The sequence below is a fragment of the Halobacillus karajensis genome (assembly GCF_900108515.1).
GTDB classification, from domain to species: domain Bacteria; phylum Bacillota; class Bacilli; order Bacillales; family Halobacillaceae; genus Halobacillus; species Halobacillus karajensis.
The window spans coordinates 1-20,380 of sequence record NZ_FNWW01000008.1; the positions used below are offsets into that span (position 1 = coordinate 1).

The 20,380-nt window shown below is 39.7% G+C and carries 20 protein-coding genes and 2 pseudogenes; 21 read left to right on the forward strand and 1 reads right to left on the reverse strand.

Annotated features, from left to right (window positions below; genetic code table 11):
- Positions 1-545 precede the first annotated feature (545 nt).
- The 18 genes and pseudogenes from BLW54_RS21020 to BLW54_RS15570 all read left to right on the forward strand — a co-directional run.
- A pseudogene (locus BLW54_RS21020) lies at positions 546-777 on the forward strand (ArdC-like ssDNA-binding domain-containing protein); the annotation flags it as partial.
- Positions 766-1,083 (forward strand): zincin-like metallopeptidase domain-containing protein, encoded by a 318-nt coding sequence (locus BLW54_RS21025; RefSeq protein WP_244153535.1) that lies wholly within the window; start codon positions 766-768, stop codon positions 1,081-1,083. The pseudogene BLW54_RS21020 and the gene BLW54_RS21025, both read left to right, overlap by 12 nt.
- A gap of 496 nt (positions 1,084-1,579) precedes the next feature.
- Positions 1,580-1,849, forward strand: a pseudogene (locus BLW54_RS15495) (phage major capsid family protein); the annotation flags it as partial.
- 20 nt (positions 1,850-1,869) lie between these two features.
- The gene (locus BLW54_RS15500) at positions 1,870-2,271 is read left to right on the forward strand and encodes a hypothetical protein (protein ID WP_035508000.1); all 402 of its coding nucleotides are present in this window, start codon (positions 1,870-1,872) and stop codon (positions 2,269-2,271) included.
- Positions 2,272-2,275: 4 nt separating this feature from the next.
- Positions 2,276-2,611, forward strand: coding sequence for a phage head-tail connector protein (locus BLW54_RS15505; protein WP_035508002.1), 336 nt, complete (start codon positions 2,276-2,278; stop codon positions 2,609-2,611).
- Positions 2,611-2,922: a hypothetical protein gene (locus BLW54_RS15510; RefSeq protein WP_035508003.1), complete on the forward strand. Its 312-nt coding sequence runs from the start codon at positions 2,611-2,613 to the stop codon at positions 2,920-2,922. The genes BLW54_RS15505 and BLW54_RS15510 overlap by 1 nt, the downstream gene beginning before the upstream one ends.
- Entirely contained in the window at positions 2,913-3,260 is a 348-nt protein-coding gene (locus BLW54_RS15515; protein ID WP_035508005.1) for an HK97-gp10 family putative phage morphogenesis protein, read from the forward strand. Before BLW54_RS15510 ends, BLW54_RS15515 begins: the two co-directional genes overlap by 10 nt.
- 8 nt (positions 3,261-3,268) lie before the next feature.
- The gene (locus BLW54_RS15520) at positions 3,269-3,658 is read left to right on the forward strand and encodes a hypothetical protein (RefSeq protein ID WP_035508006.1); all 390 of its coding nucleotides are present in this window, start codon (positions 3,269-3,271) and stop codon (positions 3,656-3,658) included.
- Between the two features lie 11 nt (positions 3,659-3,669).
- Positions 3,670-4,218 (forward strand): phage major tail protein, TP901-1 family, encoded by a 549-nt coding sequence (locus BLW54_RS15525; RefSeq protein ID WP_035508007.1) that lies wholly within the window; start codon positions 3,670-3,672, stop codon positions 4,216-4,218.
- A gap of 67 nt (positions 4,219-4,285) precedes the next feature.
- Positions 4,286-4,675 (forward strand): tail assembly chaperone, encoded by a 390-nt coding sequence (locus tag BLW54_RS15530; protein ID WP_074735703.1) that lies wholly within the window; start codon positions 4,286-4,288, stop codon positions 4,673-4,675.
- 65 nt (positions 4,676-4,740) lie between these two features.
- Complete coding sequence (locus tag BLW54_RS15535) at positions 4,741-5,040, forward strand: hypothetical protein (protein ID WP_167358828.1); 300 nt, start codon at positions 4,741-4,743, stop codon at positions 5,038-5,040.
- Positions 5,041-5,044: 4 nt separating this feature from the next.
- Positions 5,045-7,543: a phage tail protein gene (locus BLW54_RS15540; protein WP_074735705.1), complete on the forward strand. Its 2,499-nt coding sequence runs from the start codon at positions 5,045-5,047 to the stop codon at positions 7,541-7,543.
- An 11-nt stretch (positions 7,544-7,554) separates the two neighbouring features.
- A complete protein-coding gene (locus BLW54_RS15545; RefSeq protein ID WP_035508011.1) occupies positions 7,555-9,090 on the forward strand; it encodes a distal tail protein Dit in 1,536 nt (511 codons plus the stop codon).
- Between the two features lie 44 nt (positions 9,091-9,134).
- A complete protein-coding gene (locus tag BLW54_RS21205; protein WP_035508012.1) occupies positions 9,135-11,888 on the forward strand; it encodes a phage tail spike protein in 2,754 nt (917 codons plus the stop codon).
- 315 nt (positions 11,889-12,203) lie between these two features.
- Positions 12,204-12,350: a hypothetical protein gene (locus BLW54_RS20780; RefSeq protein WP_155996984.1), complete on the forward strand. Its 147-nt coding sequence runs from the start codon at positions 12,204-12,206 to the stop codon at positions 12,348-12,350.
- 102 nt (positions 12,351-12,452) lie between these two features.
- Positions 12,453-12,689, forward strand: a complete 237-nt coding sequence (locus BLW54_RS15560; RefSeq protein ID WP_035508016.1) for a hemolysin XhlA family protein — start codon at positions 12,453-12,455, stop codon at positions 12,687-12,689.
- Positions 12,690-12,980, forward strand: coding sequence for a holin (locus tag BLW54_RS15565; protein WP_244153530.1), 291 nt, complete (start codon positions 12,690-12,692; stop codon positions 12,978-12,980).
- Positions 12,980-14,074, forward strand: a complete 1,095-nt coding sequence (locus tag BLW54_RS15570; RefSeq protein WP_051744098.1) for an N-acetylmuramoyl-L-alanine amidase — start codon at positions 12,980-12,982, stop codon at positions 14,072-14,074. The genes BLW54_RS15565 and BLW54_RS15570 overlap by 1 nt, the downstream gene beginning before the upstream one ends.
- 334 nt (positions 14,075-14,408) lie before the next feature.
- Here the strand turns inward: BLW54_RS15570 and BLW54_RS15575 are convergent, their stop codons facing one another.
- On the reverse strand, positions 14,409-15,896 hold the full coding sequence (locus BLW54_RS15575; protein ID WP_035508017.1) for a potassium/proton antiporter: 1,488 nt from the start codon (positions 15,894-15,896) through the stop codon (positions 14,409-14,411).
- A 948-nt stretch (positions 15,897-16,844) separates the two neighbouring features.
- On the opposite strand from BLW54_RS15575, the gene BLW54_RS15590 reads away from it, so the two are divergent.
- The 3 genes from BLW54_RS15590 to BLW54_RS15605 all read left to right on the forward strand — a co-directional run bounded on the left by BLW54_RS15590 (position 16,845) and on the right by BLW54_RS15605 (position 20,339).
- Positions 16,845-17,378, forward strand: coding sequence for a hypothetical protein (locus BLW54_RS15590; RefSeq protein WP_035508022.1), 534 nt, complete (start codon positions 16,845-16,847; stop codon positions 17,376-17,378).
- Positions 17,379-17,447: 69 nt separating this feature from the next.
- On the forward strand, positions 17,448-18,506 hold the full coding sequence (locus BLW54_RS15595) for a hypothetical protein (RefSeq protein WP_035508024.1): 1,059 nt from the start codon (positions 17,448-17,450) through the stop codon (positions 18,504-18,506).
- 1,269 nt (positions 18,507-19,775) lie between these two features.
- Positions 19,776-20,339, forward strand: a complete 564-nt coding sequence (locus BLW54_RS15605; protein ID WP_035508027.1) for a tyrosine-type recombinase/integrase — start codon at positions 19,776-19,778, stop codon at positions 20,337-20,339.
- Positions 20,340-20,380 lie beyond the last annotated feature (41 nt).

Consider the following 20,380-nt stretch of genomic DNA (forward strand, 5'->3'; position numbering starts at 1 on the left):
AAGTTAGATGGAGGAGAGTCTTTTTTGGCTATAAGCTAGAGCGAAGGAGCACAGACCATGACACTCCTGCGGAAAAACGGGCGATCCGAGACCCCGCAGTGTGGGTTTCACGAGGAGGCTCGGGCGTTCGTCCGCGGAAAGGGAATGGTCTGTGCTCCTGGAGGCAAGAAAAAAGCTTGTAGAAAAACACGGGGTTTCTCTACAAGCTGAAGCAGACATACGTCTGCTTTTTTATTTTGGTTATTTTTCCTTTTGCACTCCGAATCGTACAACGCCCTTGAATCTTCTAACCTTCCAATGGGGCAGGAACCGTATGCCTTTCCCCATTGGAAGCTAAGAAGATTAGGAAACCATCAATAAACTTTCACGGCATAGCCTTCACTTCGTTTCGGTATTCCATGGTTTTATTGACGTTTCCCTATAAGGGGTTGTGAGATTCTCCATAGCAAAAGGGAAAAATAATTCCCTTTTGGGGAACAAATTTCTCTTCGGAGTTCCAAAGGAAAAACAAGGAGGAAAAAACCATGAGTAAAAAAATCTATGAAATGATTACAAACCAAATCATCGAGAAATTGGAGCAAGGGGTTATTCCTTGGAGAAAACCTTGGGTGAATGGCATTCCGGTGAATTGGAAGACACAAAAACCTTATCGAGGAATTAATACCATGCTTTTAGATGGTGGAGAATATGCAACATTTAAGCAGATCAAAGAAGCAGGAGGAAGTCAAAAAAGGAGAAAAATCTCATATTGTGGTCTTTTGGAAGATGATAAAAGTTGAAGATGAAAAAAAAGAAGAAGAAAAAAACATTCCATTACTGCGGTATTATCGAGTTTTTGATGTAGGCTCTCAAGTGGAAGGGTTAGAAACGAAACGAACCTATGAAATTTTCGATCATGACCCTATTGAAGAAGCCGAGAAGATTAAAAAGGAATATTTTAATGGTCCATCTTACAGCTTTCAAAGTGGTCGAGCTTATTATGTACCTTTTGAAGATCGTGTTAATGTTCCACCTAAGAAAGACTTTCCAAACGTCCACGAATATTACAGCACCCTTTTCCATGAAATGATAGTGCGTCCATAAGGATGTGTTTGGGATTGCTGTCGTAGCAAACAGCTGATGTGGTCATACCATCATAAGGTCAAAGTCTTATTGATATTTCTAAAATATCAAGACACTCGTGTTGGGAAACCAACAGGGGGACCATAGCATGTCTATAAAGCCATAAGTTACTGGCGTGTTACAGTACGACTGAATGGCAAGACCAAAGTAATAGACAAGGATGAAAGCTACACTGCTTAAACGATAGCCAGAGGGGTTATATCATGGACCATAATAAACAGCACGTGAAATATTATGCAAGTGGGAATTTTAATGGATGTGTCAGGCGTTGAAATATGACCTCCCACTGACCAACATCTATACGATGATAAATGGCGAAAGTCGCATCCGATACTATTACGAGCTTCCCTGCACAATCTAAATGGAGATTGTCTAAGTCGATATGCCCTTACGGGCTATGTCCTCTTGGAACTGAATAATCGATAGGACAACGGAGTCTTCGTAGTAGTTTGAGATAGGGAAAACCTATATAAACCTTAAATCCACTAACATGGAAAAAGGCACACTATACGCTGGTAACTTTGACCAGCTACGCTATGGTATTCCGTTCAATATTGATTACAAGATTGATGAGTCTGCACAGCTTTCTACAATCACAAATGAAGACGGCTCTCCAATCAACCTATTTGAACAGGAAATGGTAGCACTACGCGCAACTATGGATGTAGGTTTGATGATCGTTAAAGATGGAGCCTTTGCCAAGTTGACGCCAGCCCCTGAAGTTTAATATGGAAAGGATGAAGTTAAATGACCTATCGAGTAATTAGAGCATTCAGAGATAAAGAGAATGACCATCACACCTATAAAAAAGGTGATGTTTTCCCGGTAAGTGGAGAGGAATCAGAAGAACGTATTGAGTATCTTATGAGCCCCGACAATAAATTAGGGGAGCCTGTTATTGAAAAACTAAATCAGGCTCCTGAAGAAGGTTTGGGGGAGTGGGATTCGCAAGAGAATTCCTCTAATACTGAAAGTGACGGTAATGAAGAAAATGCTAAGGAAGACTCTGGTGAGGGCGAAAGCGATACTGACAGTGAGGACAAGGGTGAATTCCCTATACACACAGGCGGTGCCTGGTTCGAACTTTCTAATGGTGAAAAGATCCAGGGTAAAGAAGAAGCTGTTCAAGCTGAAGAAGAGTTGAAGTGATGGTATGGCTACTACTAAAGATAATGTGAAAACGGTCCTGGGGCTACAAGATAATCTCCAGGACAACGTTATAGATATTATCATCCGAAACATTGAATCACGTCTCACGGTTTGGTTTAAACAGCATACTGATTTAACAACTATCCCTGATGAGCTTCAGTTTATTGTAGAAGAAATGGCGGTCAATCGTTTTAACCGTATCGGAAGTGAAGGAATGGAGTCCGAGTCTGTAGAAGGGCGATCCGTTTCATTTAAAGAGGATGACTTCAAACCTTATCTCAATATCTTGGAATCTTACATTCCTAAACAAGATGGTTCTGGAAAGGTGATGTTCTTCTGATGAGATATGCAGAGCGCCTCACCTTGCATCAGACCATTGGAAGTGGGTATAACCCCGAAACAGGAAAAACCGAAGTCCAAGTCGATGAAGGGGTAACTCTCCCTTGTAATGCTTCGCCTGTGAGTTTGGAAAGAGTAAAGACGATATTCGGGTCCATCGACAAGGAAGTCACTTCAGTAAGGCTCCAACGTCCATTTAAAGATAAGGCCGATAAAGCCATGATGGACGGAAAGAAATATAACGTTCTTCGGCATGTATCTCATCGTTCGGAGAGCGTTTTTTATTTGGAAGAGGTGAGCTCATGGAACTAGATGGGTTGGATGCATTGCTTGCCAAATTGGAGCAGATGGAAGACGGCATTGACGATGATGTGAATACCATTGTTAAAAATAATACGATCGAGATGACTGGTGAGACGAAAATGAATGAAAGGGATCGCTTTGATAAGGGTTATTGGACGGGTCACACTATAAGGAATACGAAGACTCAAAAGCTCGGAGCCTTGCATTATCGAACATTCGCAGACTCTGAATATGCTGGGTATCTGAACTTTGGTACCCGTTATATGGACCCGACGTGGTTCCTGAGAGATGCTTTTTATAAGCAAAGAGAGAAGTTCAAAGAAGATCTCGATCGACTCGTAAAGTAGGTGGATGAATGTTATCACCACAAATTCAATTATATAACGCCATATTCGCTGCATCTTTAGAGCAGGAATATGACACTATTGATTATTCGCCGACGACTGACGATAGCTTAGATTATCCATTTGTGTTTGTCGCAGAAACTAATAGTGATGATGTAATCAGTAATAAGGACGTTATTACAGGAAGGCTGAGGCAAACAGTGCATGTGTGGGGCTACGCTCATAATCGTGCGTTGTTTACAGATATGGTTTATCAGCTCGAAATGAAGATGAGGCACTTAACACGACTTCAAAACTATTATTTGGAGCTTGCAGGGTTAAATTCCAATCAGATATTTGATAACACGACGACGGATAACCTGCTCCATGGAACGATTGAAGTCGAATATAAATTAACTTAGGAGGAAAAGCCATGAGTGAAATTGCAAAAGGCGTACACAAGGTTTTGTACTTCCGTAAGCTTGGAGAAGCTGCAGAAGGTGCGAAACTTGTTTTTCAAACAGAACACTCCAAATCTTATTCCAGGGAACGTGAAAAAACGGAAACCAAGGATGGGGCCGTATCAGGTTCATCTACATTGGAGAACGAAGTGAGTATTTCAGCGCTTCAATCTACCAATGATCCGACGTTTAAAATGTTAGAGGATTCCATTGTAGAAGACTTTCCTGTGGAGATGTGGGAAGTAGACCTCTCCACCAAGGAAGTGGATGACAGTGGCACTGAACCGGTAACGACGTTTGATTCTGAGTATCGTCAAGGCTACGTTACCGAGTGGGAGCCAGCGAGCCCGGCTGAAGGAGATGCAACTGTTGAAGGGACATACATGACCGAAGGGACACGACAAAAAGGAAAGGTGACTCTGCCAGATGGTGACCTTGAGACCTTATCATATGTGTTCCACGATTTAGTTTCAGATGATCCTGCAGATGATGGACTAGCACCTGAAGAACCGGCTGTATAAAGGAGAGGGAGAAAATCCCCTCTCCTCTTTTTATGTAAAAAATTAAAAACGAAGGTGGAATTTTTTTATGCATATCAACTTTAACGGAAGAGACATTCAACTTGTATTCGGACTACGCACACTTACAGAAATTGACCGTGAACTAGGCTTTGAAATCGAAGGAGCGAGCCTTGGAGAGGGACTGGAAATGCTTATTCCTAAACTGCAAACCGGTAACATTGTGGGCCTATCTAAGATAATTAAAGCAGCATCTTCCCACGATAAGAAACCTCCGAAAACGTTTGATGAATTAGAAGAGGTATTGGATGGCATTGCGGAAAGCGAAGGTTTTGAAGCGTTTGGTGAGCAGGTTATCGAAGAGCTGGGAAAGCGACCTATGACCCGAAGTCTTCTACCCGACGATCTAAAAGAAGATCGAGAGAACGAGGAGGAGAAAACCAATCTAGAGATGGTTTAACCTACGATGAAATTGTCATCTATGCTCTACGCAAGTTAGGCATGGAACGCTTGCGGGATGTTGAAATGATGACTTTATCGGAGTTCCACTATAAGTACTATGCTCAAGAATATAAAGAAATCGACAACGAATATGAACTTCATAAAATGGCGTTTTTAATACGTAATGCCAAAGCTACGAAGAATGTCGGCACGGAGAAGAGTCCAAAAGAAGAGTTTGTGTTCAAAGACTTTAAGGACTTCTTTAATTACGAGAAGGCATTAAAACTCATTGATGAACCTATTGAAGAGAAAAAAGAAGAAGTGGCTAAAGAGAAATTATCGCCTGCTCAAATAGCTGCTAAACATAACAGCAGAAAGGGGTGAGGGAATGGCAGAGTATTCGATTGGAGCTGAGTTAAAGGCAAACGCCAGTAAATACAAAAGAGCGATTCAATCAGCAAAAAGGGTAACTGAAAAGTTTAAGCGTGAGTCTGAGTCAATTAAAGATGCTCGCTTAGGTGCAGACACAACACCTTTGAAAAGGAACCTGAAAAAGGCGCGTCAGATGATGAATTTGTTTTCGCGTAAGAAGTCAAAAGCTGAAATCAATGTCGGTGTCGATGACTCTGAGGCTAAACGAAAGATGGGGCTCTTGCAAGCCGTCAAAACAGCCCTCAATAAGAAAGTAGTTATACCGGTAGAGGCTAGGATTAACAAGTTCCAAAAAACGATGGGACGAATAGCTAATTCCATTCAAGCATTTGACACGGTAGCCAGTAATACATTTCGCGGACTTGGAATTATGGTTTCTTCAAGCCTAGTACCGATTATCGCTTCTTTAGTACCTGTAATTATGGCTGTCGGTAATGCCATCGGAGTTGTTGGTTCAGGTGCAGTCGCCATGGCTGCAGCGTTCGGAATCGCTGGTGGTGCAGCTATTGCCTATGGTGCAACTGCGGCACCTACAATTAAATCAATTATCGATGGAACTGCTGAATCAACAAAAGAGAATATTAAAGCGGCCAAACAATTGAATTCCCTTAAAGATGCTTGGAGTAAAGTCCAGGAAGTCATTGCCCCCCAAGTAGCGGTAGCTTTTGGCAATGCGATGAAAGGTTTAGAGACAGTAATCGAGTCTTTAAATCCAATGTTTACGAACATAGCAGACACCGTAGCAAAACTATCCGAAAGATTTAACACGTTTTTTGAGTCTTCTTCAGCTCAAAGTTTCTTTGACTATTTAAATGGAAGCGCAGCTCCTATTCTTGAAAAAATAGTCAATGGGGTTACTGGATTCATAGAAGGGCTCATGAACCTTACGGTAGCTTTTGCCCCATTAACGGACTTCATGGCTCAAGGCTTTGAAGATATGGGTGGATCATTTGCTGAATTCACTGAGAAAGTAGCTGGTTCACAGGAATTGCAGTCTTTCATTCAATATGTGAAAGAGAATCTTCCAAAGATAAAGCAGATATTCGGTGATGTATTCCGAGGAATTATAAATTTATTCACAGCTTTCAGCGATAATAGCTCTACTATTTTCGATTCATTATCCACAATGGCCGCGAAGTTTAGAGAGTGGTCTTCAACAATCGCTGAGTCAGACGGCTTCCAGAAGTTTATTCAGTACGTGCAGGAGAACGGCCCTAAGGTAGTCGCTCTTATCGGGAATGTAATCAAGTTTATTATTAACCTGGGTATAGCGTTAGCACCTATGGGCGCTAAGATTCTAGACATTGCTAACAAATTCATTAGCTGGACGAATTCCATGATGGAAAGTCATCCGATTATTGGCAAGATCATCGCTATTGCCACAGTTTTAGCCGGGGCATTTATAGCATTAATACCTAATATTTTAGCCGTAATCAGTGCCTTCCCTGGCTTAGGTGGCGCAATCATGAAAGTGCTACCTATAATAGCTCGAATTGGCGGAACCCTCATGCGGTTCGCAGGCGGTCCGATCGGACTCGTTATTCAAGCTGTTATTTTGTTGGCCATGATTATTTATAATAACTGGGATTCCATTAAAGTCTGGACGTTACAGGCGTGGGGCGCAGTAAAAGACTTCCTTCTAAAAACATGGCGACAGATAAAAGCTTTTGTAATTAAATATGCTTCTCTTTTGTATGTGAAAGCACGTTATTATTTCAATTTAGCGAAGACTGCAATCGAATTAGCCATGTCTACAGCTTGGAGCATTATCCAAGGAATTTGGCGCAGTATTAAATCGTTCTTTACCGAAACTCTAGCTGGTATCGTTCGGACAGCCAAGAGAAAATTCTCTGAATTTGTAAGTGGCGTTCGCCAAAAGATGAACGATGCCTGGAACAAGGTAGAAGAAATCTGGGGGAAAGTTCAAGGTTTCTTCGAGGGAATCGATTTAATGAGTATCGGACAAAACATCATTCAAGGGTTAATTGATGGAATTGGCTCTATGTTCGGTTCAATTAAGAACATGGTTTCGAAAGCTGCCAACCTTGTGCCTGATTGGCTCAAGAAGAAATTAGGAATCGCTTCTCCTTCCAAAGTTACAACTCAATTAGGTGAATTTACTGGAGAAGGAATGGTCGTTGGTGTTGGTAAAATGCTGCCGAGATTAGCTAAGAAAGCGAAAGAAATGGCTGGTGCTATCACGCCTAAAGAGAAAGATATGACCATAAACCCTGCGCTTCAGATGAAGTCATCAAAGATTTCTTCCAGTTTAAGAAGCTTGAAGAGGAAGAGCATGGGACAGGTGGAGAGTGCTGTCCATGCAGATGTACGTTTCAGTAATCGACAACCGGCAAATATCAATCTTCATTTAGGTTCAAGAAACTATCGAGGGTTTGTGAATGACATATCAGACCAACAAGAATTAGAAGTAGATTTAGAGGATGAATTTGCGTAAGGAGGTACGCTATGTACGATTTTGTTGATTTTTCAGAAGTAGGTACTAGACGTGCCTCTTCTTCTATTCAAACCATATTTAAAGGCATTAACTTAGATGAAGCTTTAACCGATCAAACAGGAAAGTTTCAAACCCTAACAGTATCGGGGCGCAGTGACACCACGAATCGAATTAATACTGTTGAGATCCCTGGTAAAGATGGGTTGCTTGAGGTTGAAGGTAACACAATGAAGGAAAGAGAAATTACCATCAAATATCAGATTTCTGATCAAACGAATGAAGGATTCAGAAACAGATGTAATCGACTTAATGCTTTTCTTGCTGGTTCTGGTGAAATTGTAGAATTCACGGATGAGGATGCTCATTTCATAGGCACGGTGTCATCCAATGTCCTACCAGAAGAAGACAGCAATACGTTGGTTGGTACTCTAACCTTCTTGTGTACGAACCCTAGGAAATATGGAAAACAGAAAGAAGAAAGCTTTAATGATGGTTATTTAACTCTGAATAATGAAGGGACGGCCACAACAGATCCCATCTTTGAAATTGAGGTCCTCGAAGATCTGACTCATATCGATTTAGTCAAACAGCTGCAGGATGACATTGAATTTATTCGAATAGGTAGACCACCTCTGGCATCAGAAAATGTGTACGAACGTGAAACCTTGGTGATGCATGATACTTGTTCGACGACCAATGGTTGGACGGAAGCGGGTTATGTAGATAGTGGATATGTAGAGGGGAATATTGTGTCTGAAGGCGGGCGTTTCACACCGGAACTATTCGGTGGAGCAATTTCTCCTTATAAATGGCAAGGGCCCAGTATTAAAAAATCCATAGGAAAGCCCTTGGATAGTTATAAATTGGACGTCTCACTTGAAATGCAAAACGTAGGAAAAGGAACCGGGATGATAGAAGTTTACCTGCTAGATGCAGATAATAATACGGTTGCAAAAATCGGCATTGAGGATATATGGAGAACCCTTGATAAAATTCAAGCGAAATTCCAATTGGGTCCTGATGATGACGATCGATTTCATCATTATCGCGAAGCAGATTATGTTTGGGGATGGAATGACTTTAAAGGAGTCCTTAGAATATGGAGTCATGATCATTATGAGGGAGGAAAAAGGAGAATTCGTCCCTACTTTGCCATTGTAGAACCAGACGGCACTCATAACTGGGTATCATCTGAGTTTATCTATATAGGTCCTCGAGGGTTGCATGACACCCCTATTACTCAAGTGCAAGTAGCATTTAGAATATGGGCGCCTACATCAAATAAAGCAGACATGTTCATAGATGATATTAAGGTTTCAGAAATTAACACTCAACCAGCTGAAGGTATTCAATATTTGGCTAACGCTGGGGACAAAATCATTATCGACACAGCTAAAGAAGAGATGTTATTAAATGGAGAGTCTATACGCAAGGACCGTTCCTTTTGGTCGGAGTACTTTGAACTTGATCCGGGGGGCAATGTTTTATATCAATACCCAGCAGGTGCCCTGAATACAAAAGTGAAATACTCGCCGGCATACAGGTAGAAAACACAGTCCCCAAAGGGGATTTTTTTAATGGAGGTAAATAGATGAGAAAGGGAGCTCAAATCCATGTTACGGACAAGAAAACGGGATCATTCCTAGATACACTTTCGAATAAGAAGAAAAATGTCTTTTGGGGAGATGAGCACGAAAGAGCTTTGAAAAACAATGCAGAAACTTTTAAATTCATTACACTGCCAAATGCAAGAGCAGCTAAATATCTGCACGGGCGAAATCGATTATTAATTCCAAATGAAGATAACCGTCTGCGCGAATTCATCATTCGTAATATAAAACAGAACCGTAAGGAAAGGCAGGTTCATTCGGTTGCTTCCTTTACCGAATTGAAACGAGGTAAACCCATCATGCCTGGCACTTACACAGGGGCTACGCTCAATACAATGATGGACCATGCGTTATTTGGCACTCGTTGGACGCGAGGGTTTACAGAGTATGCCGGGACAATGGAATTTACGATTGAAGAGGTCATTACTCCTTATGATTTATTAAGGAAGATTGCTACTGAATTTGGTAGAGAGCTTAAGTTTTACATTGAGGTGGATGATGGAAACAACGTCATTGCTCGAAAAGTTGATGTAGTGGAAAAAGCCGAGGAGTGGAGAGGCAGAGAAATCACTTCTGGCAAAGACTTGATCAACGCGGAATGGGAAGAAACCAATGCCGATGTAGTTACAGCTTTATATGGTCTAGGACCAAAGCGTGCTGACGGTTCAAGAGTTATCGTTGAGGTAAGGAACGAGGAAGCTCGGCAAGTCTGGGGTATCGACGGTGATCATGAATGGGGCATCCATTTTATTGATTCTGAGAATGAGGACATGACTGAGGAAGAAGTGAGACGCTATACCAAACAAGAATTAGATAAAAGGATAACTGCGAAAGTTCAGTATACCGTTGATGGGGCAGATTTAGAGTATATTCTCGGTCGTTCTCATGAAAAAATTCGATTAGGGGGTCGTCTATGGATTAAAGCAACAGAATATAAACCAGCGCTATATCTGAATGCTAGAGTCATCAAGATTATAAGTCCAATTACAGATCGAAGTAAGAAAAAATATGTGCTGGGTGAGTATATCAGATATCAAAAAGAAGACTTGTCATCTTTGAAGAAATCTCTTCAAAAACAAATCGAAAAAAAAGCACGGGTGGTATTTTCAGATACACCCCCTCTAGATGAAAATTTGATCTGGATTGATACTTCTGGTGAGAAAAATATAGCAAAGGTCTTTAACGAGAGTAGAGGATTATGGGAAGCCGACAGCATGAAAGGACCTAAAGGAGAGCGCGGCCCTCAGGGATTGCAGGGGATTCAAGGAGAAAAAGGTGACCAAGGAATACAAGGACAGCCGGGAGAAGACGGCCAACCTAGTTACACACATATCGCCTACGCAAATAGCTCAGATGGTTCCAATGGTTTCTCTGTAGGGGATTCGACAGGTAAAACCTATATCGGTATGTATGTAGATTCGAACCCGACCGATTCAAACACCCCGTCTGATTACGCCTGGTCGAAAATTAAAGGTGAAAAAGGTGATCAGGGTGTTCCTGGGCCGGAAGGTGACGATGGTCAAACGCCGTATTTCCACACCGCATGGGCTGATAGTGAGGACGGTTTTGTTAACTTCTCCACCACTAACGCAACTGAGCGTGATTACATCGGTACCTATACAGACTTTGCGCAGACGGATTCGAATAACCCAGAGGATTATAAATGGACAAAGATTAAAGGAGAGAAGGGCGAAAAAGGTCCGCAGGGGCCACAAGGTATCGAAGGTCCACGTGGTTACCAAGGACCCGAAGGCGATCAAGGGCCTACCGGAGCGACTGGCCCTGAAGGACCGACAGGACCACAGGGTCCGAACATCGTTGACAGTACGACGGAAATCGAAGCTAACGTAATCACTTCGAACCATATCACCGTATCGAACCTGTCAGCGATCACCGCAGATCTAGGCGATGTAACCGCAGGACGTTTACTTTCCAATACGGAAATTAGTGTCACAACCGACCTGCATGTCGGAGATAACATATACCTAGGGGACATTGACGACACGGCCACGACGAAGTATTTCTACTTCTCGTCAGGTGCAACAGTGGCTAGTGGCCCTGTTACGACAGGCGTTCCGTATATCAGTCTATCTGCGTATGAGCTCCGACTAGGAGACTTCGTAAAAATCGCAGGCGACGTAAAAATTGATAACGGGGTATTAGACGTCAATATCGGCGGTTCTAGTGTGGACTTGCACACCTTCAATGGGGGCGCTTCGTTTACAGGGTCGGTAAGCTCCGACGTGGGTATAAGCGCTAGTGGAACGTTAAGTGGAAGCCGTGTTGACGCAAACCATGCAGACATTAATGGTGACGTTGATTTCAATAACAACGCTCTTATCTCCGCAGGGAATAGTGGAGGCACTAACGTTGACCATATATGGCACGATGATTCACCTAACGAGTGGCACATGGTTTCCGACGGTTCCTACAAGGACAAAGGTAACACTACGTTGGTTGTCGGTGAGGTTATTACGACAGAGTCCGAGACAGGTTTTTGTGGAATCGGCGCTTATAGTCCGTACACCTCTGCAGGTTCCATGCTAGCCGGTTACGTAGTTCAATTTAAAAACAAAAAGGACTACACACCTTCTTCGGTTTCGTTAAGCGCACGGAGCACCTACGGAACCTACGAATATACCGCTGACATTACGCCGGACGGTTTTTGGTTCTATATTCAAAACGATAACGATTCACAAAACTATAAATATTGGCGTGGTAATTACACGGCATAAGGAGGTTCTTCATTTAATGCTAAAGGCGATTAAAGGAAATGAAATCAAAGTCGAATGCGTTGATTGAGGGGCGTTGACGTCTCACGATGCCCTCGACATAGAGGTTAAATTCCTCGAGGAATTTAACGAATATCAAAACGTAGGGCTTCGCTGCCCATGCGGAACAAAGGAAGTTTTTAACGTCAACATTCCCGTAAACGACACGGATGAAAGCTTCCAAACAGGAGACCTTCCTATTAAGGAGGAAATACAACGGCATTATGTACGCATCCTTCAACGATTAGTTCGAGCAGATTTTAAGTGAGGTGATTCGTAATGAACGATCAAAAAATCAATGTGAATGATTTACTAAAGGTTTATAAACAGAAGATTGCGGATTTAGCACATCAAAACGTAATTCTAGAAGCGAGACTAAACGCTCTCCAAAATGAAGGAGATGATGATAAACGAAGTAAAAAATGATATTTGAAAAGAAAATTTAGAACGCCAGTTAAGGCGTATTTTTTATGCTTGAAAAGGGGCAATTCAATACGGGTCTCTTTACTAGATTTTAGGGGGGTAAATATGGAAGGACAATATGTGACACGTGAAGAGTTTAGCAAGTTGGACGATAAGGTGGATGAGTTGCAGAAGGAGCAAACTCAAACCAAGCAAAGAGTCCGTCACGTCGAGCAGAAGTTAGACAAAATTGAAAGTAATACAACATGGATCTTGCGCCTAATTTTAGGCGCATTTATTTTGGCCATTTTAGGTTTGGTATTCAAATCACCAGACCAGGTGACATCTTTAGGAGGGTTCTAAATGGAGAATGAAATCATGACACAGGTATTAATGTTTGCGACAGTAATCAGTCCCTTTGTTGCAGGGTTGCTCGAAGTAATTAAGCGACTTGCTGCATTACCAAAGAACTTCATTCCACTGATTGCAGTAGTGATTGGGGTGATTTTAGGAGTTGTTGCTTACCCTTTCACAGAAATGGATGGGACCATGCGATTATGGGCCGGAGCTGGCGCAGGACTATCAGCAACCGGTCTTTTTGAGTTGGTGCAAAGGCGAGATGGTCGGACCACAAAAATTAAGGAGGATGCCTGATGGCTAAATTGCTTAAGCCGAATGGAAGTTGGAACGGAAAGACAGTCGCCCTTGATGATGGTCATGGAATGGGGACACCAGGAAAACGAACGTCTTACATTCCGGAGCTCGGCCGATCCATTCGAGAAAATGAATTTAACCGAAAAGTTGTAGCTTTCTTAACTGAAATGCTTTTAGCGCATGGGTTTAGAGTTTTGCTTGTCGCGCCGACAGACGCAGATACCTCATTAAATGACAGGACCAACGCAGCCAACCGTCATAACGTCGACATTTATGTATCTATTCATTTTAACGCTATGAGTTTTGAATTTGATTTCTCAACAGCGGACGGAATCAGCACCCATGTATATTTAGGCAACATGAAATACAAGAGCGGCGACCTTGCCCGATGTCTGGCGAAATATTTAAGACAGGGAACGAAACAGGACTGGCGCGGATTTAAAGAAAATAACTTTCATGTACTACGCGAGACAAACATGCCTGCCGTATTGACGGAGAATGGTTTTATGGACGATCCGCGCGAGGCTATGCTAATGATTAAAGAATCGTATCAAATAGAAACTGCTGCTGAACATGCACAAGGTATTTGTGATTACTTTAATATTGCTTGGAAAGGCGCAAATGTCACGGAGAAAAACTGGCTAGAGCGTGGCGATACTGGTGCTAAAGTGTTGGAGGCACAACGCGAATTGAAAGAGCTAGGACATTATAAAGGAGAGCTTGATGGATCTTATGGTCCAGCTACTGAGGACGCCGTGAAATCATTTCAAAAGGAGCAAGAAATTAAAGAGGACGGTATTTTTGGACCTAACACTCAAAAACACATAAACGCAGCTATGGACAAATACACTGCTGCGCAGGAGGATGAAAAACAAATGGAGAAAAATTTAAAAGAGACAGGCTTCAAAGATGTTGAAAAAGGTTCAACACTTCAACAAGAAATAACCAAAGCAAAGCAATTAGGGATTACAAAGGGTGTAGGTAATGACTTGTTTAATCCCAATCAAAATGTCACTCGTGCTGAGTCTGTAGCTTTTGCTGTTCGCGCTTATGAGAAAGCTTTTAAGGACGCTAAACAGTCGTTTGATAAGTAAATTAAATAAAATATATGCATAAAATTGAAGGTGAAGAATAAATTATTGGTGTGGTAAGTAATACTCAATAATATATCGTAGAGAAAGTCCCTCTAACTTAATGGTATTTGTGAACATGCCCACCCTATATCCACAGGTGGGTTTTTTTTTATTTCTTTGAAAAGTGCGAGATGTTAAAGTTAAGTTGACCCTAAAACATTAATCATATATAAGGAATGTGATGTTTTTGTTATAGGGAAACCCCTCACCATCTTTTAGGAATGGTGAGGGGTTTTTATTAGGATAGTCAGGATTGCAAGATGTGTCCCTTCCTTATATTAAAAGATAACTACACCTAAAGGAGACTGGTCTCACGCTTTTTTTCTAATACTTTAGTAAGATGATTTTTATATCTTGATTCAACAAGAATATAAAGAAAATCCCCAGCTTGAACCTCAGTTTCACCGTAGGGGGTAATAACTTGATTGTTTCTGATTATTGCGCTGACATTAGATTTGTTAGGAAGAGATAATTCACGTAATTTTTTCCCCACTACCGCGGATTCTTCATTAGTTTGAAATTGTATCATTTCTGCGGCTACTTTCCCCATGGATATCAATTCAATAGAATGATGAGGTACATCTTTCTTTGGCCCTACCAATTTAAGTTTGTTTGCAACCCAAGAAATGGTTGACCCTTGGACTAAGGCTGAAGTTAGGACAATGAAAAATACAATGTTAAAGATCGTTTGGCTATTTTCCAGGCCTTCGACTATAGGGAACGTTGCTAAAACAATTGGAACTGCACCTCGTAAACCCGCCCAGGAAATAAATAGCTTTTCCTTAAATGAGTAATTCATTTTTATTAAGGAAAGGAAAACGGCAATTGGTCTAGCTACTAGGATTAATAATACAGATAGTATCAATCCATCTAGGATGACCTTAGAAGAGAAAAGCTGCTCCGGAAACACTAAAAGCCCCAAAATTATAAACATAATAATTTGAGCCATCCATGCAAACCCTTCATTGAATTGGAAAATGGAATAACGGTAAGTTAATTCTCTATTGCCGATAACTAATGCTGCTATATACACCGCTAAGAATCCACTTCCTCCAATGAAAGCTGTTACACCATAAGTAACAAGGGCAAAAGCCACAGATAAAATAGGATAAAGAGCGCTTGAGCCTAACTTAATTCGGTTAATTGAGAAGGAAGCTAGCCGACCAATAAGTATTCCCATGATTAACCCAAGTCCCATTTGCAGAAAGAATGTAGGAATTAACATCCAAATCGATTGATTCTGCATAGTAATTAACTCTATAAAGGATAAAGTTAAAAACACAGCCATAGGATCATTGGTGCCAGATTCGGCCTCAAGAGTAGCTCCCATTTTAGCCTTAATATTTCTTTCTTTTAGAGTAGCAAATACTGCGGCTGCATCCGTGGAACCTACAATAGCACCTAATAACATTCCTTCTAAAAGTGTTAAATCAAATATTAGATAAGCAGAAAATCCGATTAACGAGGAGGTTAACAATACTCCTATAGTAGCTAGTGATACAGAGGGAAGAGCTACGGAGCGAACCGTTGCCCACTTTGTATGAAGGCCACCTTCAAATAAGATAATCACTAAAGCAAAAACCCCTATTACTTGCGCTAAACTTGCATTATCGAAGTATACAATGCCTAACCCGTCACTTCCTACAAACATCCCTACAATGATAAACAAAATAAGTGAAGGAACGCCCCACCTATTAGAAAATTTTGCAGCGAATATCCCACTAAAAAGTAAAAAGGCAGTGAGTAATAAAAAAGCATCTGTGCCGAAAGCATCAAAAAACATCCTAAAATGATTCTCCTTCTATTTTTAATAATTTTTAAAAGGAAGACAGTGCCCATAATAAGGGCACTATCCAATTTATAATCCGATAATTTGCTTTAGCTCTTCTATATTAAACATGTTCCACGAAAAGTCGATCCAGTAAGAACTCCACTCCACACCAGCAAATATACCGGAAAAATAAATCCCACCAAAAAAACAAACATATATAGCGAGGTTTATTATTACGTATTCCAGTATTTCTTTTGTATTTTTCAATTTCATTCCCCTTTATTCTTTAATAAAGTTTGTGCGAACTTTTGGGGGAATTATGTATAGTTGGAATGATATTGCACCGGTATTAGAAAGCCAAGGACTTCACCATTTCCATCATATATATTTTTTGCTTGACTGACCCCCTTTTTCTCTTTTAAGGAAATAGGGGTGTCTAAATAAAATGAAGGATCTGGTGGGTCAGTAATAACAGGAAAGAGGGGTGGTGTTTTGTTAATGATGGCTTTAATACCAGCATGGGATTGCTCAGATGTAATTTTTTCGTCTGATGTGTATTTGATCGTTAAACTATTTAGCTTTTCGGTAGGTATATTAACCAGAGTGAAAAGCAGTAATAAGTTTACCAATAAAACTTTAATTAGCTTAATGAAAATCCCCTCCTTCCACAAACATTATAACAATAAAATTGTCCTTGAGAGTAAAGAAGGTACTTCAAAAGTTCCTTTGGAACTAAGGAACTTTTGTGAACTTCATATAAATCCATTTTATGGTAGACGGTAGAATAATAGTTCAAAATAAAAAATTAAGTGATTTGAAATAGGATTAATTAATTATCTGAATTTACTGCTAACCTTTCTTCGGTTACATAAGACTCATTTGAGGTTATTTCTATTATAATAAATAATCATATATGATAAAGTTTCATATGTACCAAAAATTAGAAAGGATGTATATTTCATGAAAAAAAGTAAATTATTTTCTTCTTTAGGTATTGCATTATTAGCTTCTGTTACGATTTCTGCAGGTGTTAGCGCGGATACGGATGAAGGTGAACAGTTAACAGAACAACATGAAATTAACTGGGAAGATGCTTGGAGTAATCAAAAGAACCTTGATGCATCAGTTGAATTTGGTAACAGTTCTGAAACAAATGGGGACGGAATGGCCAGGGCTAGTAGTTGGGGGTCATTATCAACTGGTAAAACAGACGTATCCTCTAACATCATCACAGACAAAGTCTCTAGTACAGGAACCTCTAAAGGTAAAGTCTATACAACTACAACATCAGCAACTACCAGCTTAAGAGACGTTGATACTGGTTACACAGTGAATGGAGATAAAAGTATTGCATTGGCTAAGTTTACAGCTGAATCTTCGGCGGAAATGTCAGCAGCAAGCCTAAACGTTTATTCTGGTCTTACTATACATACTGCAACAGATTCTGGCGTGTTGTACGAAGCAAGAACTGGAGATAGCGTGGTACACTACTAATAAATAATAGAGGTTGCACTAGGCTTTATAAAGCTTAGTGCAATTTTAGTTAGAGGGAGTGTTTATGAAATGAAGAGAGTATTTTTTATGTTGCTAATAATTTCTTTTTTGGGAGTGGGGTGCTCTAATGATGTACTAAATAAGCAATTTGACGAAGAGGATGTTACATATTTATCTAATGAAAACAATATTTTTGACAGTGGTAAAGAACTAAAGCTACTTAATCAATCTGACCAGGTAGCAACTTCATCTATCCCATTTACTTTAGTTAAAGCATTTATTCCAGATGATAGCTATGTGAAAACCATGAATATACAGGGGAGTGAAAGTTTTACTTATCTTACGTTGGCACATGGCAAGAGTGCAATTAGCGGGAAAGTTGTTGTTGAAAATTCTACTGATGAAGCTATTGAATTTCAAGCGGTTTTTCTGCAGGGAAATAAAGCAACAGAATTTAAACCTAAAGACTCAAAAGAATGGTCTAAATCTCTTAATTTTTCAGTACCCTCAAAAACTTCAATGAGTCTTCCAGTGGAAGTTGCAATTAATAAAGAAGGCATGCAAGAGTTATCTTTCGTGCCAATAGAAAAAGTGCCTAGTAACGAAAAATTAAGTAATGAAACAATAAACAATTTCCGCTTTTTTTTGCAGTTGGATGATGTTAATATAGATAATAATTCTTTAGAGGAGCAATCGTTTGAATTAAATAATGAACAGATTGCATCTTTAAAAAATCCTCTTCCCTCCCCTGAATGGTATGGAAAAGATAAAAAAGAGGTAACGTTTATCGAGGAGGATGGCGAATTTTTCAGTAAGCAGTCAGTTGAAGGAATTAAACTTAATCAAATTCCATACAGCACTAGTGTAGATGTAGTTCTTTTTGATGAATATGGTAACTCCTCTTTAATAAAAGAAAATGTTTCTATAAAGAAAAATGAGGAATCATACATCTCATTAAATGAAGATTTAATCAATGAAATGTACGATGAGAAAATGCGACAATACATAATGGTGACTAATAATAGAGAAGAAGACATACTTGCTGACATTAGAGCACTTAAGGATAAACAAAAACCATTTCCTACATCTTACCAGGGAATTATTGAACTGCATCCTGTGAAGAAATAACATAAATAAAAGAAGGTGTCCCTCATCAATAGATGGAGTATATATCAATTGTTAAGCATAATAGGATTATTTGCTTTTTTCTTTTCAGTGGAGACAATTGGATCTGATTTATTTACATCCTTCGTATCAAATAATAACTCTACATTTATACAATTTAGTGTGGGCTTACTTATATTAGTCCTTTTAGGGTTCAGCTTTTTCTTAACTTCTTTTCAAAATAAGAAGTATGAAGGTAATATATTTAAAAGTAACTTTTGGAGAAGTGCACCATTTATCTTTGTAATTGCTGAAACGTTGCTTATAGTTCTTTTTATTGTATTTGGTGTCACCGGAGATCTTTTCGTGTGGGTAGAAAATCAAAGGTGGATTATTTACCTTTTCATGACATCATTTATCTTAATATTGTACCTCGCAGTAGTTTCCATTGTTGCACGATTCAATGAATCTTCACAATCAATTTTAAAAGTTAGCTTTTATGGTTCATTTCTTTTTTTAATAATATCTATTCTTATGATGTGAATGCGAACAAAAACCAACAGCTATTAAAAGCTGTTGGTTTTTGTTGGCGAATTGTAGACCAAACTCGTTAACTACGGTCAAACCCAATCTTAACTTCGGAAATGTCAGTCTAAACTAAATTTATTCAGTTTAGACTACATTAAATGAAGAAACTTTTTTAAGGTGATAGCTCCTGTGGGGCAGAGTTTTATTATTACTGCCTCATTTTTAATGGTAAAGATTGTTTTTAATCCTTAAGAACGTTAACCTAATGGTGTTTAAACATGCATGGGCGTTAGCTATCTTAAGGGGGTCAAAGTTTTTTACACTGTTGGTCTTTTTGAATGTAGAATTGTTAATCAAACTGGTGAAGTAGAATGTGACTTTTTAAAAGTCACAAGATAAGTCACGAGGAACAAAAATAATATGAAGTTAAGCAAACCGAATTTTAATTTTGAAGTGTTTGAACGATAAAACTGTAACCGAAAAAAGTGGAGGGAAGGTCCAAGAAATATACTGATGTATGGGCGGCATGATGTGATAGCGCCCAAAATCCTTTCGCCATAAGGTTTGAGAATGATTTGACTGGTTTTTATAATCGTTTACTAAATCTAAATGCCTCTCAAGAGTTCATAAACTTTTGAGAGGTTTTTCTTTTATGCTCTAAAATAGGGCTCTACTGGTGAATAACAGAAAAGTGCAAAATATTTGTGATGTTACTTAACCTAATATAAAATGTATTTAAGTAACATTAATAAAGGAGGCAAAATTTTGGAATTTGTCGAGCCGATTCGTGGTATTAAAGATATTAATAAAATGAAAGGAATATTAAAACAGCACTCCCAAAGAGATTTGTTGTTTTTCGTTCTTGGCATTAATACTGGCTTGAGAGTCAGCGATCTTCTTTCCTTGAAAGTCAAGGATGTATGGGAGGATGCCAAGCCTAGGGATTTTTTATATGTAGTTGAATCTCACAGTGATCAGGAACAATCCTATTATATTAACAGAAGTGTAAAAAAAGAATTGAAAGCCTTCCTTTCCTGCCTTGACCCTAATCCACAGGACTACCTCTTTAAGTCCAAAAAGAATAATAACCCAATCACACGCCAGCAAGCTTACCGGATTATTAATCTGGCCGCAAAGGAGGCTGGGTTAACAGGAAAAATCGGTACCCACACATTACGCAAGACATTTGGCTATCATGCTTACCGTAAAGGGATTGCTATTTCATTTATCTCTCAAATTTTCCATCATCATTCAAGTTCTGAAACGTTACATTATATCGGTATCGATAAAAGTGAAAAAAGGGCGGTGAAAGTAGATGTTAATTTATAGTAGCTAAAATAGTATTTCAGTTATAAAAATTAAAAAGAAAG